At 30.5% G+C, this 18,030-nt stretch carries 21 protein-coding genes and 1 tRNA gene; 21 read left to right on the top strand and 1 reads right to left on the bottom strand.

The window, feature by feature from the left end; all coding sequences use genetic code 11:
* The 4 genes from ACRC8M_RS01750 to ACRC8M_RS01765 form a co-directional block, all read left to right on the top strand.
* Nucleotides 1-251, top strand: a 251-nt coding sequence (locus ACRC8M_RS01750) for a PD-(D/E)XK nuclease domain-containing protein (RefSeq protein ID WP_438527554.1), incomplete at its 5' end; no start/stop codon positions are given.
* Between the two features lie 95 nt (nucleotides 252-346).
* Nucleotides 347-1,828 (top strand): bifunctional metallophosphatase/5'-nucleotidase, encoded by a 1,482-nt coding sequence (locus tag ACRC8M_RS01755; RefSeq protein WP_438527555.1) that lies wholly within the window; start codon nucleotides 347-349, stop codon nucleotides 1,826-1,828.
* Nucleotides 1,829-2,204: 376 nt separating this feature from the next.
* Nucleotides 2,205-3,512, top strand: coding sequence for a 2-hydroxycarboxylate transporter family protein (locus ACRC8M_RS01760; RefSeq protein WP_438527556.1), 1,308 nt, complete (start codon nucleotides 2,205-2,207; stop codon nucleotides 3,510-3,512).
* A 26-nt stretch (nucleotides 3,513-3,538) separates the two neighbouring features.
* Nucleotides 3,539-3,988, top strand: a complete 450-nt coding sequence (locus tag ACRC8M_RS01765) for a TSCPD domain-containing protein (protein WP_438527557.1) — start codon at nucleotides 3,539-3,541, stop codon at nucleotides 3,986-3,988.
* A 133-nt stretch (nucleotides 3,989-4,121) separates the two neighbouring features.
* On the opposite strand, the gene ACRC8M_RS01770 is transcribed toward ACRC8M_RS01765, so the two are convergent.
* Nucleotides 4,122-4,197: transfer RNA gene (locus ACRC8M_RS01770), tRNA-Met, on the bottom strand.
* A 225-nt stretch (nucleotides 4,198-4,422) separates the two neighbouring features.
* Between ACRC8M_RS01770 and ACRC8M_RS01775 the strand changes: the two genes are divergently transcribed.
* From ACRC8M_RS01775 to eutM, 17 genes are all read left to right on the top strand, one after another.
* Entirely contained in the window at nucleotides 4,423-4,845 is a 423-nt protein-coding gene (locus tag ACRC8M_RS01775; RefSeq protein ID WP_438527558.1) for a hypothetical protein, read from the top strand.
* A gap of 9 nt (nucleotides 4,846-4,854) precedes the next feature.
* Entirely contained in the window at nucleotides 4,855-5,583 is a 729-nt protein-coding gene (locus ACRC8M_RS01780; RefSeq protein ID WP_438527559.1) for a fimbrial biogenesis chaperone, read from the top strand.
* Between the two features lie 25 nt (nucleotides 5,584-5,608).
* Nucleotides 5,609-6,058 (top strand): hypothetical protein, encoded by a 450-nt coding sequence (locus ACRC8M_RS01785; RefSeq protein WP_438527560.1) that lies wholly within the window; start codon nucleotides 5,609-5,611, stop codon nucleotides 6,056-6,058.
* A gap of 49 nt (nucleotides 6,059-6,107) precedes the next feature.
* The gene (locus ACRC8M_RS01790) at nucleotides 6,108-6,497 is read left to right on the top strand and encodes a hypothetical protein (RefSeq protein ID WP_438527561.1); all 390 of its coding nucleotides are present in this window, start codon (nucleotides 6,108-6,110) and stop codon (nucleotides 6,495-6,497) included.
* Complete coding sequence (locus ACRC8M_RS01795) at nucleotides 6,494-9,067, top strand: hypothetical protein (protein ID WP_438527562.1); 2,574 nt, start codon at nucleotides 6,494-6,496, stop codon at nucleotides 9,065-9,067. Before ACRC8M_RS01790 ends, ACRC8M_RS01795 begins: the two co-directional genes overlap by 4 nt.
* The gene (locus ACRC8M_RS01800) at nucleotides 9,057-9,452 is read left to right on the top strand and encodes a hypothetical protein (protein WP_438527563.1); all 396 of its coding nucleotides are present in this window, start codon (nucleotides 9,057-9,059) and stop codon (nucleotides 9,450-9,452) included. The genes ACRC8M_RS01795 and ACRC8M_RS01800 overlap by 11 nt, the downstream gene beginning before the upstream one ends.
* Before the next feature lie 8 nt (nucleotides 9,453-9,460).
* The gene (locus tag ACRC8M_RS01805) at nucleotides 9,461-9,844 is read left to right on the top strand and encodes a hypothetical protein (RefSeq protein ID WP_438527564.1); all 384 of its coding nucleotides are present in this window, start codon (nucleotides 9,461-9,463) and stop codon (nucleotides 9,842-9,844) included.
* Between the two features lie 147 nt (nucleotides 9,845-9,991).
* On the top strand, nucleotides 9,992-10,333 hold the full coding sequence (gene eutS / locus ACRC8M_RS01810; protein WP_438527565.1) for an ethanolamine utilization microcompartment protein EutS: 342 nt from the start codon (nucleotides 9,992-9,994) through the stop codon (nucleotides 10,331-10,333).
* Between the two features lie 3 nt (nucleotides 10,334-10,336).
* On the top strand, nucleotides 10,337-10,756 hold the full coding sequence (locus ACRC8M_RS01815; protein ID WP_438527566.1) for a EutP/PduV family microcompartment system protein: 420 nt from the start codon (nucleotides 10,337-10,339) through the stop codon (nucleotides 10,754-10,756).
* A 4-nt stretch (nucleotides 10,757-10,760) separates the two neighbouring features.
* A complete protein-coding gene (locus ACRC8M_RS01820; RefSeq protein ID WP_438527567.1) occupies nucleotides 10,761-11,339 on the top strand; it encodes an ANTAR domain-containing response regulator in 579 nt (192 codons plus the stop codon).
* Nucleotides 11,336-12,730: a histidine kinase N-terminal domain-containing protein gene (locus tag ACRC8M_RS01825; RefSeq protein WP_438527568.1), complete on the top strand. Its 1,395-nt coding sequence runs from the start codon at nucleotides 11,336-11,338 to the stop codon at nucleotides 12,728-12,730. The genes ACRC8M_RS01820 and ACRC8M_RS01825 overlap by 4 nt, the downstream gene beginning before the upstream one ends.
* Nucleotides 12,731-12,831: 101 nt before the next feature.
* The gene (eutA, locus tag ACRC8M_RS01830; protein WP_438527569.1) at nucleotides 12,832-14,262 is read left to right on the top strand and encodes an ethanolamine ammonia-lyase reactivating factor EutA; all 1,431 of its coding nucleotides are present in this window, start codon (nucleotides 12,832-12,834) and stop codon (nucleotides 14,260-14,262) included.
* A 28-nt stretch (nucleotides 14,263-14,290) separates the two neighbouring features.
* Entirely contained in the window at nucleotides 14,291-15,655 is a 1,365-nt protein-coding gene (locus ACRC8M_RS01835) for an ethanolamine ammonia-lyase subunit EutB (RefSeq protein WP_438527570.1), read from the top strand.
* Between the two features lie 12 nt (nucleotides 15,656-15,667).
* Nucleotides 15,668-16,546, top strand: a complete 879-nt coding sequence (gene eutC / locus ACRC8M_RS01840; protein WP_438527571.1) for an ethanolamine ammonia-lyase subunit EutC — start codon at nucleotides 15,668-15,670, stop codon at nucleotides 16,544-16,546.
* 10 nt (nucleotides 16,547-16,556) lie between these two features.
* The gene (gene eutL / locus ACRC8M_RS01845) at nucleotides 16,557-17,210 is read left to right on the top strand and encodes an ethanolamine utilization microcompartment protein EutL (protein WP_438527572.1); all 654 of its coding nucleotides are present in this window, start codon (nucleotides 16,557-16,559) and stop codon (nucleotides 17,208-17,210) included.
* Between the two features lie 17 nt (nucleotides 17,211-17,227).
* On the top strand, nucleotides 17,228-17,623 hold the full coding sequence (locus ACRC8M_RS01850; RefSeq protein WP_438527574.1) for a BMC domain-containing protein: 396 nt from the start codon (nucleotides 17,228-17,230) through the stop codon (nucleotides 17,621-17,623).
* A gap of 17 nt (nucleotides 17,624-17,640) precedes the next feature.
* On the top strand, nucleotides 17,641-17,925 hold the full coding sequence (eutM, locus tag ACRC8M_RS01855; RefSeq protein WP_023050577.1) for an ethanolamine utilization microcompartment protein EutM: 285 nt from the start codon (nucleotides 17,641-17,643) through the stop codon (nucleotides 17,923-17,925).
* Nucleotides 17,926-18,030 lie beyond the last annotated feature (105 nt).

Raw genomic sequence — 18,030 nt, forward strand, 5'->3', positions numbered from 1 at the left:
TAGCTTTAGAGCCTAAAGATAAGAAAAATTACGGTCTTATATTTGAGTTTAAAGTAGGAGATAAGAACACTATTGAAGAGAAAGCGAAAGAAGCCTTGGTTCAAATAAATGAAAAGAGATACGATATATCTATGAAGAACAATGGAGTATCAAAATTTATAAAAATAGGGATGGCTTTTAGCGGGAAAGATGTAGCTATTGAAAGTGAAATTGAAGAGAATATAGATAGTGAAGGTGTAGTTAATAGTTAAAGCTGTGGAGAAATCTACAGCTTTTTGCTTTCTGGTTGGAATATGTGATATAATACTTCAGATTTAAATTTAATTATTTTATTGGAGGGTGTATTTTGAAAAAATTATTACTTAGTTTTTTACTTGTTTCGTCATTGGTTGTTGCTCAAGAAAAGGCGACTTTGCTATATTTTAATGACTCTCATGTGATTTATCCAGTTATAGATAAACATGGGGAGAGAGGGGGAGTTGCTAGAGCTAAAACTATAGTTGACTTTATTAAAAAAGAAAATAAAAATACTGTAGTACTTCAAGGTGGAGATTTAGGAGGAGGAGTTTTATTTGGAGCTGTTTATCATGGCTTTCCAATGATTGAAGCTTTTAATAAAATGCCTATAGATATTTCAAATTTTGGACAACATGAGTTTGATTTTGGAGTAACTGAAGCTAGAAACTTAGTTAATAAATCTAAGTTTCAATGGATAAGTAGTAACTTGAAAGAGAGTTCAGGAAAGCCTTTTAATAATTCTAAAGAGTATATTGTAAAAACTATAGGAGATTTTAAAGTTGGTTTTTTAGGAACTACTGATGGAATGGATACAACAATTCAAACAACTGAAATCTATCAAGAGGATATAATAAAAAGTATTGGAGAAAATTTAGAAAAACTAAAAAAAGAAAAAGTGGATTTTATAGTTCTTTTAACTCAATCAGAACCTGAACTTAATATAGAGATTTTAGAAAAATATCCAGAAATAAATGTAGTATTAGCAGAAGAAAAATCTGAAAAATATAATTTTGTGACATATGTAGGAGAAAAGCCAATTGTTTCTCCACAAGGAAATATGGGCTCTATTGTAAAAGTTGATATATTTAAAAATAAAGATGGAAAAATAAAACAAAGCTTAGAATTTTTACCAGTTGACAGCTCTGTTCCTTCAGATAAGGAGATGTTAAAATTAGAAGAGTTTTATAAAGAGAAATTAGATAGAGATCTAGGAACAGTTATTGCAAAAAACAGTGTAAAACTAGATTCAGGATTTGGGGAGAATCATCACGCTAGATATGAGGAAAGTAATGTGGGGAACCTGATAGCAGATGCTTACAAAAATCATTTTAATACAGAGGTTGCATTTATGAATGGTGGAGGTATTAGAGCAAATATAGAATCTGGAGATTTTAGATTAAGAGATGCAATATCAATCCTTCCATTTTCAAATAAAGTTGGAGCTTTTAAGTATAGTGGAAAAACTATAGTAGAAGCATTGGAGCACGGAGTTAGTAGTGTAGATAAGAAGGCTGGAAGATTTTTACAGGTTGCGGGATTGAAGTATAGTTACAATCCTCAAAATGAAGTAGGGTCTAGGGTAAACAACGTTACAGTAAATGATAAACCTATTCAATTGGAAAATGTTTATACAGTTGCTCTTCCATTATATATAAAAAATGGAGGAGATGGATTTCAAATGTTAAAAAATACTGTGGGAGTAGTGGAGATAGATTCAGAAAAAAATATTGATTCAGATATTTTTATTGATTATGTAAAAAAAATAAAAATATTAAATCCTAAATTAGAGGGAAGAATCATTGTAAAATAGGGAGATTGCAGAGTAAAATCTGCAATTTTTTTTTATTGAAATTAAAAAGAGAGGGATGAAATTGAGATTAAAGTACTTAAAATATGGATTTAATGTTATAAAAAACTTAAAAAATAGTACAAATATATAAAGTTACTATTTTAAAAACAAAAGTACAGAAAAATGACGTTATTAAATAAGATTTAAGGCGTTCGTTTGAGATTGACCTAATTAGAGTTAAGGAGCAAAAAAAATACTGTATAAAGCTATATAAATAGTATAGAAGGGGTATATATAAAATGTATTACAAATTGAGTGAAAATTATGACTTTTAATTTGACATATTGAAAATAATGAGCTATATAGCTATATTAAGATTGTTATAGGAGGGGTATTTATGAATAATCAAGAGGCAGTTTTATTAAGAGATGTGGATAATGTAAAAAAAATAACTTTTTTAGAACTTGAATTGAAATACTTTATACCGATTTTTGTAATTATTTTAGTAGCAGCGTATACAAATGCTCTACCAAAAGGGATGATTGGTGCTTTTGCTTTTATGATGACTTTTGGTGCAATATTAGATTATGTGGGAAATAAAATGCCAATTGTAAAAGATTATTTAGGTGGAGGCCCTATAATTACAATTTTTGGATCAGCGGCATTAGTTTATTATAATATTTTTCCAAAAGATATATTTTCAACAGTAGAGAGTTTCATGAAAGGTGGAGGTTTTTTAGATTTTTATATAGCTGCATTGATTGTAGGAAGTATTCTTGGAATGAATAGAAAGCTTTTAATAAAAGCAGCAATTAGATATTTACCAGTAATTATAGGTGGAGTGTTTCTATCTATAATATTAACTGGAGCTGTGGGTTCACTTTTAGGATATGGATTTACAAAATCGATTTTCTATATAGCAATACCAATTATGGGTGGAGGAATGGGTGCTGGTGCTGTGCCATTATCACAAATTTTTGGACAAGCATTAAATCAAAATCCAACAGATCTTTTATCGGTTATGGTACCTGCAGTAGCTTTAGGAAATGCGGTAGCAATAGTAATGGGAGCTTTTTTAAATAAGCTTGGTAAAAAATATCCACGAATAAGTGGCCAAGGTAAGTTATTAAAAAACTTTGAAAATAATATTGATGAAGAAAAAGAGGAGAAACTCTTAGATTTAAAAGAGTTAGGAAGTGGTATGGTAATAGCTTTATCATTTTTTATTTTTGGTAGTATTCTATCTAAATTTGTTCCAATGCATGCTTATGCATTAATGATAATTTCAGTTGCAGTAGTTAAAGCTCTAAATATAATGGATAAAAAATATGAAAACTATGCAGCTAAATGGTATCAGTTTATAGCGAAAAATTTTACGTCAGCTCTTTTGGTGGGAATAGGAATTGCTTATACTAGTTTAGCTCAGGTTATAGATGCATTTACAATAACTTATTTAATTCTAGTTTTGACTACGGTTATAGGGGCGGTTATAGGAACAGCAATTATGGGTCATTTTTTAGGATTCTATATGGTAGAAGCTTCAATAACTGGAGGACTTTGTATGGCAAATATGGGTGGAACTGGAGATGTTGCTGTTTTATCTGGAGCAGATAGAATGGAACTTATGCCTTTTGCTCAAATTTCATCTAGAATAGGTGGGGCCTTTATGCTTATTTTAACTTCGTTACTTATTAATTTATTGTAGTATAAGAAAACAAGGGGGAGAAAATTATGAAAAGAAATCTATTTTTATTAGCGGGAGTTTTAATGGTAAGTACTTTTGCTAATGCAGAGGTAAAAAAAGATGTTAAGTTTACAGAGGTACCTTATGGAGCTTGCTCTAAAGAGATGACTGTAGAAGTTAAGGATGGGAAAATAGCATCATTTTCTGCGGTTAAAGGATGTCCAGGGAATCTAAATGCAATCTCTAAGTTACTTCCTGGAATGGAAGTAGATAAAGTTATCGCTCTTTTAGATGATAATATGTGTTCAGGAGCTCCGATAAAAGGGTTATCTTCATGTATGGATAATTTAGTTGAAATGTTAAAATATCATGTTAATGGAGAAGGGGATGGACATACGACAGAGTTAAGAAGAAAACAGAGAGCTCAGAAAATTGCATTCTCTTACAATGGGCATGCTTGCTCAGGTTGTGGATTATGTGATGCTCAGTTCTCATAAAAATTAAAAAGGTGCAAGTTCGTTTAGTTTTGAATTGCACCTTTTTTTTATGGAAAATTAATTGTTAGTCAACAAGTTACAAAAAATAAAAAAACTGCCAAAACTGACAGTTAGAAGCGTATATAATATAATTTGGTGGCGGGAGCTGGACTCGAACCAACGACCTTCGGGTTATGAGCCCGACGAGCTGCCAACTGCTCTATCCCGCGACATCTTTCACTAACAAAAGTATATCATATAACCAAGTTTGTGTCAATAAAATAATAATTATTATTATACAAGTTTCAAAATTTGAAACTTATATTCCTTTGTGTTTAAAAAAATTAAAAAAAATTTGTGTTTTGTAAAAAAATATAGTATACTAAAAAAGTATTTTATTATAATTTTTTATTAATAGTAAGTTTGACTTATAACTATTTAGGTAAGGAGCAATCATGAAAAGGGTTTGTATTATAATTTCGTTTTACTTAATGTTATTTCAAATTACAAGTTCAAACATAAACCAATCTACAGCAGAGATAAAAATAACAGGAAAGGTTGTTGCTAATGCATCTCTGGTAGTGAAAGTTGATGGAGTTGAAACAAACGAGATTTTACTAGAAAACTATATAAAAGGTAGCAATAAAGAGGTCAGTAAATTGATATCTTTTGAGTTAAAAGAGGAGTATAGTAAAAAAAATATAACTTTAAAAGATGTGACATATTCAGGTAATGAAAAAGGATTGTACAAAATCCAAAAGTTTAATGGTGAGGATGAGAAAAACTTTAAGATTTCTTATAATAATGACACTTTAAATAATCTGGATCATGGAACAGAACTTGAAGATATAATTGTATTTACAGCTACGTATGATTAAGGAGAAAAAATGAAAAAAATTTTAAATTGTTTAATTATTTTTACAATGTTATCTTTTACAGCATTTGGTTTTTTTAGAACATCAGTTGCTCCTGGAGTTTTTGACGTATCTCTAGATAGACCTGTTACAGAAGAGATAATTGTGGTTAACAATTCTAATGAACCAATAAGATTAAAAGTTTACACAGGAAAAGAACAAGAAACAGATGAGAAGGATTATCTAGGAGATTGGATTAGAGTTTTTCCAAGAACATTGAGTTTAGATGCTCAATCGGAAAGAAGAGTAAAGTTTTCAGTAAGACCACCTAAGGACATTACAAATGGAGAGTATAAAGGTCTAATATTTATTGAGGAGTTACCAGAAGTAGTTGACGGGAAAACAACTTTAACATTGGCTGGAAGACATGGTTTAACAGTTTATGGAACTAAAGGTAAAGTTGATTATAGTGGAATTACAGTATCAAATATAAAGTTTGAAAATAAAAATAATAGCAAGGTTGAATTAGTTATGACACTTGCTAACAAAAGTAACTACAGCATAAAACCAGAGGTTTTAGTTAAATATTTAGACGGAAAAGGGAAAGTTATAGAGGAGTCTAAAATAAGAGGTGGTAGAGTTTTAAAAGACAAAATAGGAACTATAAAGGGTGAGCTGGTAAATCAGAAGGCACAATCTATAGAGGTTATTTTAACAAGCAAAGGGCAGCAACTTTATAAAGAAAGTATAAAGATAAAATAAATACCAATTAAACATGGAGGGAAATATGAAAAAATTAATTTGTTTAGGAATGATTTTAGCGAGTACATCATTATTAGCAACACCTGTGAGCGGGACTATTGGAGGTAATGTTAATACTGAAAACACAGATATGAAATCAGTAAAAGAGATAACTTTACAAGGAAAAGCTGTGAAGGCCGTTAAAATAGAAACAGAGACAACTGAAGTGCAGTTTGGAACTGTAGTGATTGGAAAATATTCAACAGCTAATGTTCCATTTAAAGTTACAGGAGAACCAAATAGTGATGTTAAATTAACAGCGATAATTGAAGATATTAATGGTGCTGGTGCTAATGTTACTATAAGCGGGGTACCATCTGACGCAATAAAATTAACTGAAGTTGGAAAAGATGTTGACATGGTTTTAGTATATACTCCAAAAAATACAGGAGAAGAATTAAATACAACTTTAACATTAACAGCAACGTACCAATAATATAAACTTTAAAGGGGGGAGAAATCCTCCTTTTTTTCAAGGAGAGAAAATGAGATTAAAAATAATGATGTTCCTTTTTTTAATAAATATTTTAGTATTTTCTCATGAATCTTTGATAATAACAGAAAAACAAGGATTTAATTTTTCAACAGTGATAAAAACAACTAGCTTAAAGAAAGTTCGACCGATTGAAAACTTAATTTTAAATATAAAAGGAAAACCTTATTCAGAAATAAAAGTAACCCTTGATGACTATTACGAAGTTGCAGATGATGTATATATAGGAGATATTTTCTTACTGACATCTAAAAATTTATTTTTAGATAAAAACGGAGAGCTAGATATTGAGATTACAGGAAATTTATATGTGCTGGAAAAAGCTAAATCTAAAAAAGGGAAAGAAAGATTTAGATCTCCTTTGAAAGTGGAGTATAAATGAGATATTTACTTTTACTTTATATGATTTTTTCTCTTTCAACCTTTTCAGTAGAGAGAGAAAATATTATTGATGGAAATATGGATTTAAAAGTAGGTAATCTCAAAGAGGAGTTCTTTCCACTATATATAGACGAAGTAAAGGAAGAGGGGTACTTAGGGTTAAAAACACTTTTCTATGTTTTAGAACTAACTGAGCTAGAGGTTGATTTAAAAAAATTACAGGTAACAGGTGAACTTCCAAATAAAGAGAAAGTTAATTGGAGCTTTAACGAAAGTGTGGCTTTTGTAGAAGATGGAGATATCTATGTTAATTTAAATAGTTTAAATGAGATAATCCCAGTTAAAAGTACAGAGTTTGATTTAAATATGTTAAATATAGTTATCAAATTGGGATTTAAATTGCCCTTAGACATTCGTTATGAGCAGGAGATAAAAAGAAAAAATATATTAAAAAACACACAATTGGAAAAAAATAAAGAGGAATACAAAACAAATAAAAAATTAATAACACCTGGAGTAGTTCAAATTCAATATGAACAAACTGATTTTTCAAAAGGAGATACAAATAGTGTAAGTTTTGAGTATTCATCTCAACTTCTTTATGGAGAGTTTCAGGGAGATTTTACAATTTTTAATAAAAGGTCTGAAGAGACAAAAGCCAAGTTAAACACGGCATCTTTAAGATACAATAATTTATTTAACGAAAAAGATTTAGTTATTGGAAGTTTTTATTTAAGAACTCCAACAATTTATAATGTGGACAATAATCTAAACGGTATTAGTATATTAGATTCATCAGATAGATATGATTTAACAGAAAGAGAAGGAAATGTATTTGAAGGTTATGCTCCTGATGGATCTGTTGTAGAGTTATACAGAAACGAGATTTTAATAGATTATCAAACAGTTACGAATCAAAGATATATATTTGAAGGAATAAATTTATTATCCTTAACAGATAGGTACTATATAAGAATTTATGATGGTAACGGAAGTTATATCCAAAAAGATTTATCTCTTCTTATGAATAATAAGACTGTAGCTAAAAATAAGTGGAGCTACTCAATTCAAAGTGGAAAAGTGAGGGAAAAGGGGGAGGAAAACTTTTTAGGAACTCTAAAGTATGGAGTTACTAATAACTTAACATTGGAGTTAGGGCACTATAACCTTACATCTGATAGAGAGGATGAAAAATATAAAGAAAATTTATATGGTTTTATCTATAACTCTCCTCCTGTGCAGTTTCCATTTTGGATAAGTGGAAATTGGTACCATGATTTAGATAGAGATGATGGAAGTTTAATTTTGGAGTTTGGACAAAATATCTATAGTTTGAGATTAGAGGGAGTATTTGAAAATTATAGTAAAAGAATAGCTGAACAGGAAAAAAAAGATGAAATTTATCAATTGAATTTAAAAAAAGGTATTAGAAAGATGACTTATGGAATTGGTTATGGAGTTGAATCCTATAAAGGAGATAAATACAATAACTATACAACAGGTCTTGGTTACAACTACAAGTATTTATCCAATGGTTTAGACTACACTTTTCAAGAGTATACAGATAACTCTTTAAGAAATAAACATAAATTCAAATATCAATTGGGTATTGGTGGATTTGATATTTTAAACGTAACTTCAAGTGTTGAATATAAGTTTAATCATAACTGGGAGTTAGAAGAGGACAAATATAGTTTGAAATTTATAAAAAGAAACTCAAGCTACTACAGTTCGAAAAAAATGGATTTTTCTGTAAACTTTATTTATTCAGAAAAAAGTAGAGATAGATTTTTATCAGAGCTCTCATTTACAATGTATTTAGAAGAGTTTGGATTACCATTTACTTCAGCTGAAATTCTGTTCTCAGGAAACGACAAAAACCAAAAGAAGTTAGGGACTAAAGTCAAAAAAACTATAATCTTAGAAGAGTTACAAAGAGATAGTAAAATGAAAAACATTACAAATTCATGGGTAAAAGGTAAAGTCTTTGAAGATTTAAACGGGAATGGAAAGTATGATGAGTCTGATGTGGCTTTAGATGGAATAGATGTTATTATTCAAGGTAAAAAAGCAACTACAGATGAAAATGGGGACTATTTTATAGAAAACATTTCATCTGGTACGCTATTTACATTAAAGATTGATAGGACATATATAGATCCACTTTTACATTATGATGAAACAACATACTATAAATTAGTGTCTTCAACAGGAATGACTATAGATGTTCCACTACAAAATACAACATCTATAAGTGGAAATATCTTGTTGAAAAATGATGAGATAGATGATGCTCAACTTCCATTTATTTATAATAAAGTAGTTTTAATTTTAAAGAAAAATAATACTGAAGTAAAAAGGTTGAAGCCTGAATTTGATGGATTTTTTATTTGTGATGGATTAGTTGATGGTAGCTATGAGATCGAATTAGAAATTACTGATAAAAATTATTATTTTGAAAAAGAGAATCAAACAGTTATTATAAAATCTTCAGATAATGATACAGGTGTTCATCAGTTAGATGATTTTATTCTTTTAAAAAAAGAGGAGGAATTGATAAATGATGAATAAAAAACAGATTCTTTTTATGTATATGATATACGGAATACTATCCTATTCCGTGTATCAAAATACGAACTCTAAAAAACTTCTCTCAAAAGAATCTCTTGCAATTAAGGGTAAGGTTATAGAGTTTAAAGGGATAGATGAGATTTTAGTGGAGAATGAGGTTGTAAAAACAATAGAAGAAGTTGTGATTTTAGAGGATAAAAATGAAGTTCATTTAACCTTTAACCATGAAGATGTGGAGCTTAAAGTTGAAGAGAATCAATATCTAAATATTGATATAGTTCAAGAGATAGATAGTTCAAAATTCGCAATGAGTTTTGAAAAAAAAACTGATTATGTAGAGAGTGACAGTTGGAAATTGGTAACAATAACTGCAATTTATAGATAGGAGAAAAAATGATAAAAATAATAACTTTTATGCTTTTAATGACAACTCTTGAATGTAGTGAAATAAGTTATTTTCGTCCATCTGTAAAATATGAAATAAAAGATCCAATAACTATTGAATCAAATATGGATACAATTGATTTTGGAGTTTTAATTCAAGGGACTACAGGAGTTGTATCAGGTCATGTATTGAAAGTAAAGGGAACGGGAAATATGAATATAAGCAGAGGACTGAGTAAAAGTATAGGAGGACTGAGTATTCAAGAGGGTATGAAAAAGTATAACTCCACTGGAGAGCTGGAAGTGGAGTATAAATATGTCTGGGATACATCTAAAAGTCAAACCTATGACTTGAAAGGTACAAGGGTTATATTCACAGCATATTATGAATAGAGCTTGTAAAAGCTATGTTTGGAGTTTATAAAACTATATGGATTGCAACTTTATAGAGGTTGCAATTTTTTTATTCTTGAAAAAAATCAATATCTATGATTTAATTATAAACAAATGAAGTAAAATAAAAACAAAAGAGGTATAACTATGGAAAAAGTTAGAATGATTCAGGAGTATGTACCAGGTAAACAAGTGACGTTAGCACATCTAATAGCTCATCCAAATTTAGACATTTATAAAAAAATGGGGCTAAGTGTGGAGAATAAAAATGCTATAGGAATATTGACAATAACTCCAGGAGAAGCGGCAATAATAGCAGCAGATATTGCAACTAAATCAGGAGCTATTGAAATAGGATTTTTAGATAGGTTTAGTGGAACTTTAGTCATAACAGGAGATGTTTCAAGTATAGAAAGTTCATTAGAAGCAATTATGAACTACTTAAAAACATCTTTGAATTTTTCAATTACAAATATCTCGAGGTCTTAAGATATGAAAATAATGTTGATAGGAAAAACAGGAAGTGGAAAAACAACATTGACTCAAGTTTTAAATAACCAAAAAGTTGAGTATAAAAAAACACAGATGGTAGATTACATTGGAGAGATAATTGATACACCAGGAGAATATTTAGAAAATAAAGTATACTATAAAGCTTTAAATGTTGTTTCTATAGATGCAGACATTATAATATTAATTCAATCAGCAACAGATGAAGATAATCTATATCCACCAAATTTTGCAAGTATGTTTCTAGGAAAAAAAGTCTTGGGTGTCATAACTAAAATTGATTTAGAGGAAAATTATAAAGATGCCGAAGATATATTAGAGAGTGCAGGAGTTGAAAAGATCTTTCATTTAGACTTGAAAAGTTTAGAGGGAGTGGAGTGCTTAAAAACTGTTTTGGGGTGAGCTAATGAGAAAAACCGTTGTTGTAGCAGAGGATGATTCATTAATAAGAATGGATCTTGTAGAGATGTTAAAAGAAAATGAATATGATGTTTTAGGAGAAGCAAAGGATGGATTAGAAGCTGTTAAATTAGCACTAAAACATACACCAGATATTTTGCTTTTAGATTTAAAGATGCCTTTTCTTTTAGGGACAAATGTAGCAAAAATTTTAAAAGAGAAGGAGTATAAAAATTGTATAATTATGCTAACAGCTTACAGTGTAGAGAACTATATAAAAGAGGCTACAGAGTATGATGTATCAGGATATTTAATAAAACCATTGGATGAAAAGATTCTTCTGTCACAGATGGATCTTTTATATAAAAATTATAGTGAAAAAATAAAGCTGAAAAATGCTTTAGAGATAAGTGAGAGAAAACTAAAAGAGCGAAAGATGTTAGAGAAAGCTAAGGGGATATTGATGTATAAATACTCTTTAACTGAAGATGAAGCATATACAAAAATAAGAAAGATAAGCATGGAAAAAAGAATCTCAATTTGTCAGCTATCTGAAATTATAAATACCACTGGAGAACTTTTATGATAAAAACCTATTGTAAAATGTGTGCTACTCTAACTACCCAAGATATAGATAAAATACAAAAATTAGAGGAAACAGCTATAATTTTAAGTAACGTTTTAGGTGTAGATACATTTATAGATTGTCCGACAAAAGATGGAGAGAAAGCCTTAGTTGTGCATCATTCAAAACCTGAAACAAGAAGTATGTACTCTAAGAATATAGCTGGGGAAGTAGCTCTTTATAAAAACGAACCAGCTGTTTTGAGAACTCTACAAACTGGAATGCCATCTAAAAATTATAAAGCTATAACTCAAGAGGGAGAAACAGTTTTACAAAATGTAATTGCTATAAAAAATGAGAGTAATGAAATTATTGGTGTTTTGATATTAGAGCATTCTGATAAAAAGAAAACTCTTTTAAAAATAGGAGATGTAGAAACTCCAGAGGAGTTAATGAGTAACTTTTTAGAAAGTAGATATACAATACCAGAGCTTATAAAAGATGGAATAGTTATATTTAATAACAATGAAACTGTAACTTATGCCAATGGAGTAGCTAAATCTATTTATGAAAAAATGGGATTTGGAAAAAGTATTGTAGGTGAAACATTTCAAAATATAGTTATCAACAGCGTAGAGTTCAATAATATATTACAAAATAAAAAGATAGATGTAGTTGAGATAAGTATATTGGATATGGTTTTATCAGTTAGTTATTTCGCAACTTTAGAAAATAAAAAAAGGCAAAATGTGATTATGATAGTTAGAGATATAACCCAAGAGAAAAGTAAAGAGCAAGAGATAATTTTAAAATCTGTGGCGATAAAAGAGATACACCACAGAGTAAAAAATAATTTACAAACAATTGCTAGTTTATTAAGGATTCAAAGTAGAAGAGCTAAAAATAGAGAGGTTAAAAAAATCTTAGATGAAACTATCAGTCGGATTTTAAGTATAGCCATAACACATGAGGTTTTGTCCGAAAAAGGATTCGATAATCTTAATATCAGAGAAATAGTTGACTTAATATACAAAAATTATTCGACAAAAACTATTGACAAAAAAGAAAAAATAGAGTTTACTATTATTGGAGATAACTTCAATATCTCATCTGAGAAAGCTACAGCCATTGCTTTAGTTATAAATGAGATTATCCAAAACATAGTAGACTATGCTTTTCCAGATGATGTAGCTGGAAAAGTAAAAATATTTATTCAGAAAGATCATTTTTTTTCAAGAATTATAATTTCTGACAATGGGGTCGGAATTCCTCAAGAAAAGATATCATCTTCTGGTTTGGGACTAATGATAGTGGAAAAAATAATAAAAGAGCAATTAAAAGGTAGTTTTGAGATTAGTAGTGAAGTAGGAAAAGGAACAACAGTTAAGTTTGAAATAAAAAATGAATATTAAATATACAAGGTTGTATATTTTAAAATAGCAAAGAAGCTAAAGAATATAGTGATTAACTATATCTCTTTAGCTTTTTTTGTTCTAATTAGGAGGTAAATTTAGTGAAGGAAGAGATTATAAGTGTGGGAATTGATATTGGAACATCTACAACTCAGTTAGTTTTTTCGAAAATAACTTTAGAAAATCTATCTTCTGGAGCAAGAGTTCCTCAAATAAAAATTGTGGATAAAGAGATCTTTTATAGAAGTAAAATCTACACAACACCACTTCTAAATTCCTACGAGATTGATATAGAAGCTCTAAAAAAAATATTAAAAGATGAGTATGAAGCCTCTAAAATTCCTAGAGAAAAGATAAGTACTGGAGCCGTGATAATAACAGGGGAAACAGCTAGAAAAAGTAATGCTAGAGAGGTGCTAAAAGCTTTAAGTGGAATGGCTGGAGATTTTGTTGTAGCAACAGCAGGGCCAGATTTAGAAAGTATAATATCTGGAAAAGGTTCAGGAGCTATGAAGTTTTCAGAGGAGAATAATACAAGTATCTATAATTTGGATATAGGTGGTGGAACGACAAATATCTCTTTATTTGATAAGGGCGAAGTTGAAGACACAACTTGTATAGATATAGGTGGTAGATTAATAAAATTTGAAAAAAATAGTTTAAAAATAGCATATATCTTTAAAAAATATGAAAAGCTTATTGAAAGATTGAATTTAAGAAGCTTAAAAGTTGGAGAGGTAGCTAGTGAAAGAGATTTGGAAATTTTATGTGATAAAATAGCTGAAATTCTTTTAGAAGCAGTGAGAAATATTCAACCTAAAAGTGAAGATTATAGATTATTTATAACAGACAAAGACTATAGAACTCTGTTGAAAGGTGAATTTATTAGTTTCTCAGGAGGTGTAGCTGATTTTATTTACACTGAACCTGAAAGGAAAGATTATTATATATATGATGATATCGGTCCACTTTTAGGAGTTTGTATAAAAAGAAAATTTGAAAAAGAAAAAATAAATATGGTGAGATTGGGAGAAACTATAAGAGCTACAGTTGTAGGAGCAGGTTCTCATACAACTGAAATAAGTGGAAGTACAATAAGTTATGCTAAAGAGGTTCTTCCAATAAAAAATCTTCCTATATTGAAAATAAATGATGCAGATAAAAATTTTGATTATAAAGATTTAGTAAAAGTTTTAGAAAAAAAATTAGAATGGTTTAAAGCAGATGATGGATATCAAGATGTAGCTATTGGATTAAGTGGTAGAAAAGGACTTAAATATAAAGATATACAAGAGGTGTCTAAAAATATTTACGAGGTGATGAAAAGATTTAAAAGACTAGTGATTATAGTAGAGGAGGACATAGGAAAAGTTTTAGGACAGTGCTTAATATTAGAATCTGAAAATAGGATTCCAATAGTTTGTATAGACAGTATAAAAGTTAATGATGGTGACTTTGTAGATATTGGGCTTCCTCTTGGAAGTGGAAGTGTGTTACCAGTAATTGTAAAGACATTAGTTTTAAGTTATTAAATAAAAAAAATAGATTGGGGTGAGTTTGATGAGATTACACACAAGACTTTTTGGCCAAGACTATGTATTTGAAAATTTATATGATGTTATGGCTAAAGCAAATGAAGAAAAATCAGGTGATGAGTTAGCTGGAATAGCAGCAAGAAGTACAAAGGAAAGAGTGGCAGCAAAAGAGGTATTATCTAATATAAAACTTAAAGAGTTTAAAGAGAACCCTGCAGTTCCTTATGATCAAGATGAGGTTACAAGAATTATAATAGACGCTCTAAACTTAAAGGTATATGAAGAGATAAAAGAATGGACTGTTGGTGAACTAAGAGAGTGGTTACTAGCTACTGAAAATGGAGATAGAGAGATTCAGTGGATAAGAAGAGGATTAACTTCAGAGATGATATCAGCAGTTACAAAATTAATGTCAAATTTAGATTTAATTAGAGCGGCGAGTAAAATTCAAGTAAAAAAACATTGTAACACAACAATTGGAGGAAAAGGAATTTTAGCAGCTAGACTGCAACCTAACCACACAACAGATGATCCAGATGGAATAATGATTTCGCTACTAGAAGGGTTAAGCTATGGAGTTGGAGATGCTTTAATAGGATTAAACCCAGTTGATGATACTGTAGATAGTGTTGTTAGAGTTTTACAAAGATTTAATGAGATAAAGAAAAAATTTAATATACCAACACAAATATGTGTACTAGCTCACGTAACTACTCAAATGGAAGCTATAAGAAAAGGAGCTCCTACAGATTTAATATTCCAAAGTATAGCTGGATCACAAAAATCAAATGAGGCTTTTGGAATAACAGGAGATATGATAGAGGAAGCAAGACAACTAGCTCTAACTCATGGAACAGCAGCAGGGCCAAACGTAATGTATTTTGAAACAGGACAAGGGTCTGAACTCTCTTCAGATGGACATAATGGTGTAGATCAATTGACAATGGAAGCAAGATGTTATGGATTTGCTAAAAAGTACGATCCATTTATAGTTAATACCGTAGTTGGATTTATAGGTCCAGAGTACCTTTATGATAGTAAGCAAGTTACAAGAGCTGGATTAGAAGATCACTTTATGGGAAAACTTCATGGATTATCTATGGGAGTTGACGTTTGTTATACAAACCATATGAAGGCAGATCAAAACGATATTGAAAACTTAGCTGTTTTATTAACAGCAGCTGGATGTAACTATTTTATGGGAGTTCCAGCTGGAGATGATATTATGTTAAACTACCAAACTACAGGATATCATGATATTCAAACTTTAAGAGAAACATTAAATGTTAAACCTATAAAAGAGTTTGAGGAGTGGCTAGAAAAAGTAGGTATCAGAGATGAGGATGGAAATTTAACTAATCTTGCAGGAGATGCATCACTATTTTTATAGGAGGAGAGAATAATGATTTCTGAAAAAGAGTTGAAAGATATAATATCACAAGTTTTAAAAGAGATGGATGGAGAGGGAAAGGCTTTAGAAAAAGTAAAAGAGAGAGTTGAAAAAACACTTTCTAATTTGGAAGAGGTAGAGGATATAACTAAAATTGATTTAAGAGAAGTTATAGATGTGGTGAATCCCAAAAATAGAGAGGAGTTATTAAAGTATAAAAGAAAAACACCAGCTAGAGTTGGAATTGGAAGAGCTGGAACAAGATATACAACATCAACAATGTTAAGATTTAGAGCTGACCATGCTTCAGCTCAAGATGCTGTATTTACTGATGTTTCAGATGAAGTGTTAGCTAAAAATAACCTGTTTACAGTTCAAACAAGATGTAACTCTAAAGATGAGTATATAACAAGACCAGATTTAGGAAGAAGATTATCAGATGAAGCTGTAAAGGTTTTAAAAGAGAGATGTAAGCAAAATCCGATAGTTCAAGTTTATGTTTCAGATGGTCTTAGTTCAACAGCGGTAGAAGCTAACGTTGAAAATATACTTCCAGCACTATTAAATGGATTAAAAGCTTATGGAATAGATACAGGAACACCATTTTTCTTGAAATATGGAAGAGTTGCTGCTTCAGACGACGTAGCTGAAACACTTGGTGCAACAGTAACTTGTGTATTAATCGGAGAAAGACCAGGACTGGCAACTGCAGAAAGTATGAGTGCATATATAACATATAAAGGTTATGTAGGAATACCAGAAGCTAAGAGAACAGTTGTATCAAACATACATGAAAAAGGAACTCCAGCAGTGGAAGCAGGAGCACATGTGGCACATATAATTAAGAAAATATTAGACGCTAAAGCAAGCGGACAAGATTTAAAATTATAAGGAGGAAAAAATGACAAACGATCCTATAAAACCAAGTGTTTTAGCAGTTAAGCTAATACCAAATGTAGATGATAAAATGGCGGAAGAGTTCAAACTTCCAAAAGGGTATAAAAGTATTGGAATAGTTACAGCAGATTGTGATGATGTAACATATACAGCATTAGATTATGCAACAAAAATGTCAGAAGTTGAAGTAGTTTATGGTAGATCATTTTATGGTGGAGCAGCAAATGCAAATACAAAATTAGCTGGAGAAGTTATTGGAATAATAGCTGGACCTACACCTGCTGAAGTAAAAAGTGGATTAAATGCAATAGTAGACTTTATAGAAAATGAAGCGTGTTTCTATAGTGCTAATGACGATGATACAATTGCATACTACGCTCACTGTGTTTCAAGAACAGGAACTTATCTATCAAAAACTGCAGGAGTACCAGAGGGAGAAGCTTTAGCATATGTAATAGCACCACCTTTAGAAGCTATGTATGCACTTGATGTGGCATTAAAAGCAGCAGATGTAAGGTTAGCAGCTTTCTTTGGACCACCATCAGAAACTAACTTTGGAGGAGGACTTTTAACAGGAAGTCAATCAGCATGTAAAGCAGCATGTGATGCTTTTGCTGATGCTGTAAAATATGTTGCTCAGAATCCATTAAAGTTCTAAAAGGAGTTGTTTAAATTATGAAAGCATTAGGAATGATTGAAACAAGAGGAATGGTTGGAGCGATAGAGGCTGTAGATGTGGCGTGTAAGACGGCAGATGTACAGGTGCTAAATAGACATTTTGTAAAAAGTGGAATAGTCACAGTTGAAATAGTTGGTGATGTTGGAGCTGTAAAAGTTGCCGTAGAAGCGGCAGCTGAAGCAGTTAAGAGATTAGGAGTTTATATGGGAAGTCATGTAATTCCAAGACCAACTGAAGAAGTATACAATATGTTAGAAAAAAAAGAGGTTCCAGTAGAAGAGATAGTAGAGGAAGAGATAATTGTAGAGCTTCCAGAAGAAAATGAAGTTATAGTAGTAGATGAAGTAGAAGCAAAACCAGTAGTGAATAGAAGAGATAAAACTAAAAAATAGAAAAGGAGAGGATATTTATGGCAACTTTAAATGCATTAGGAATGGTAGAAACAAGAGGATTAGTAGCAGCGATAGAGGCAGCAGACGCAATGGTGAAAGCAGCAAACGTAACTTTAATAGGAAAAGAGATTGTTGGAGGAGGACTTGTGAGTGTTTTAGTTAGAGGAGACGTTGGAGCTGTAAAAGCGGCAACAGATGCTGGAGCAGCGGCAGCAGATAGAATTGGAGAGTTAATATCTGTTCACGTAATTCCAAGACCACACTCAGATGTAGAGGCAATTTTACCAAAAGAAGCAAAGTAGAAAAATATTAGGGAGTGACATATTAGTCACTCCCTAAAAATAATGAAAGGAGTAGAGATGAAGGCATTAGGCATAGTTGAATTTAATAGTATTCAAAAGGGAAAT

The sequence above is a fragment of the Cetobacterium sp. genome (assembly GCF_051653945.1).
Taxonomy (GTDB): domain Bacteria; phylum Fusobacteriota; class Fusobacteriia; order Fusobacteriales; family Fusobacteriaceae; genus Cetobacterium_A.

Excerpts from the sequence above, each read along its gene's own strand:
- eutM (WP_023050577.1), top strand. The coding sequence starts at position 17,641 with ATGGCAACTTTAAATGCATTAGGAATGGTAGAAACAAGAGGATTAGTA.
- ACRC8M_RS01850 (WP_438527574.1), top strand. The coding sequence starts at position 17,228 with ATGAAAGCATTAGGAATGATTGAAACAAGAGGAATGGTTGGAGCGATA.
- eutL (WP_438527572.1), top strand. The coding sequence starts at position 16,557 with ATGACAAACGATCCTATAAAACCAAGTGTTTTAGCAGTTAAGCTAATA.
- ACRC8M_RS01795 (WP_438527562.1), top strand. The coding sequence starts at position 6,494 with ATGAGATATTTACTTTTACTTTATATGATTTTTTCTCTTTCAACCTTT.
- ACRC8M_RS01820 (WP_438527567.1), top strand. The coding sequence starts at position 10,761 with ATGAGAAAAACCGTTGTTGTAGCAGAGGATGATTCATTAATAAGAATG.
- eutC (WP_438527571.1), top strand. The coding sequence starts at position 15,668 with ATGATTTCTGAAAAAGAGTTGAAAGATATAATATCACAAGTTTTAAAA.
- ACRC8M_RS01790 (WP_438527561.1), top strand. The coding sequence starts at position 6,108 with ATGAGATTAAAAATAATGATGTTCCTTTTTTTAATAAATATTTTAGTA.
- ACRC8M_RS01805 (WP_438527564.1), top strand. The coding sequence starts at position 9,461 with ATGATAAAAATAATAACTTTTATGCTTTTAATGACAACTCTTGAATGT.
- ACRC8M_RS01825 (WP_438527568.1), top strand. The coding sequence starts at position 11,336 with ATGATAAAAACCTATTGTAAAATGTGTGCTACTCTAACTACCCAAGAT.
- ACRC8M_RS01815 (WP_438527566.1), top strand. The coding sequence starts at position 10,337 with ATGAAAATAATGTTGATAGGAAAAACAGGAAGTGGAAAAACAACATTG.
- ACRC8M_RS01775 (WP_438527558.1), top strand. The coding sequence starts at position 4,423 with ATGAAAAGGGTTTGTATTATAATTTCGTTTTACTTAATGTTATTTCAA.
- ACRC8M_RS01780 (WP_438527559.1), top strand. The coding sequence starts at position 4,855 with ATGAAAAAAATTTTAAATTGTTTAATTATTTTTACAATGTTATCTTTT.
- ACRC8M_RS01785 (WP_438527560.1), top strand. The coding sequence starts at position 5,609 with ATGAAAAAATTAATTTGTTTAGGAATGATTTTAGCGAGTACATCATTA.
- ACRC8M_RS01835 (WP_438527570.1), top strand. The coding sequence starts at position 14,291 with ATGAGATTACACACAAGACTTTTTGGCCAAGACTATGTATTTGAAAAT.
- eutS (WP_438527565.1), top strand. The coding sequence starts at position 9,992 with ATGGAAAAAGTTAGAATGATTCAGGAGTATGTACCAGGTAAACAAGTG.
- ACRC8M_RS01765 (WP_438527557.1), top strand. The coding sequence starts at position 3,539 with ATGAAAAGAAATCTATTTTTATTAGCGGGAGTTTTAATGGTAAGTACT.
- ACRC8M_RS01760 (WP_438527556.1), top strand. The coding sequence starts at position 2,205 with ATGAATAATCAAGAGGCAGTTTTATTAAGAGATGTGGATAATGTAAAA.
- ACRC8M_RS01800 (WP_438527563.1), top strand. The coding sequence starts at position 9,057 with ATGATGAATAAAAAACAGATTCTTTTTATGTATATGATATACGGAATA.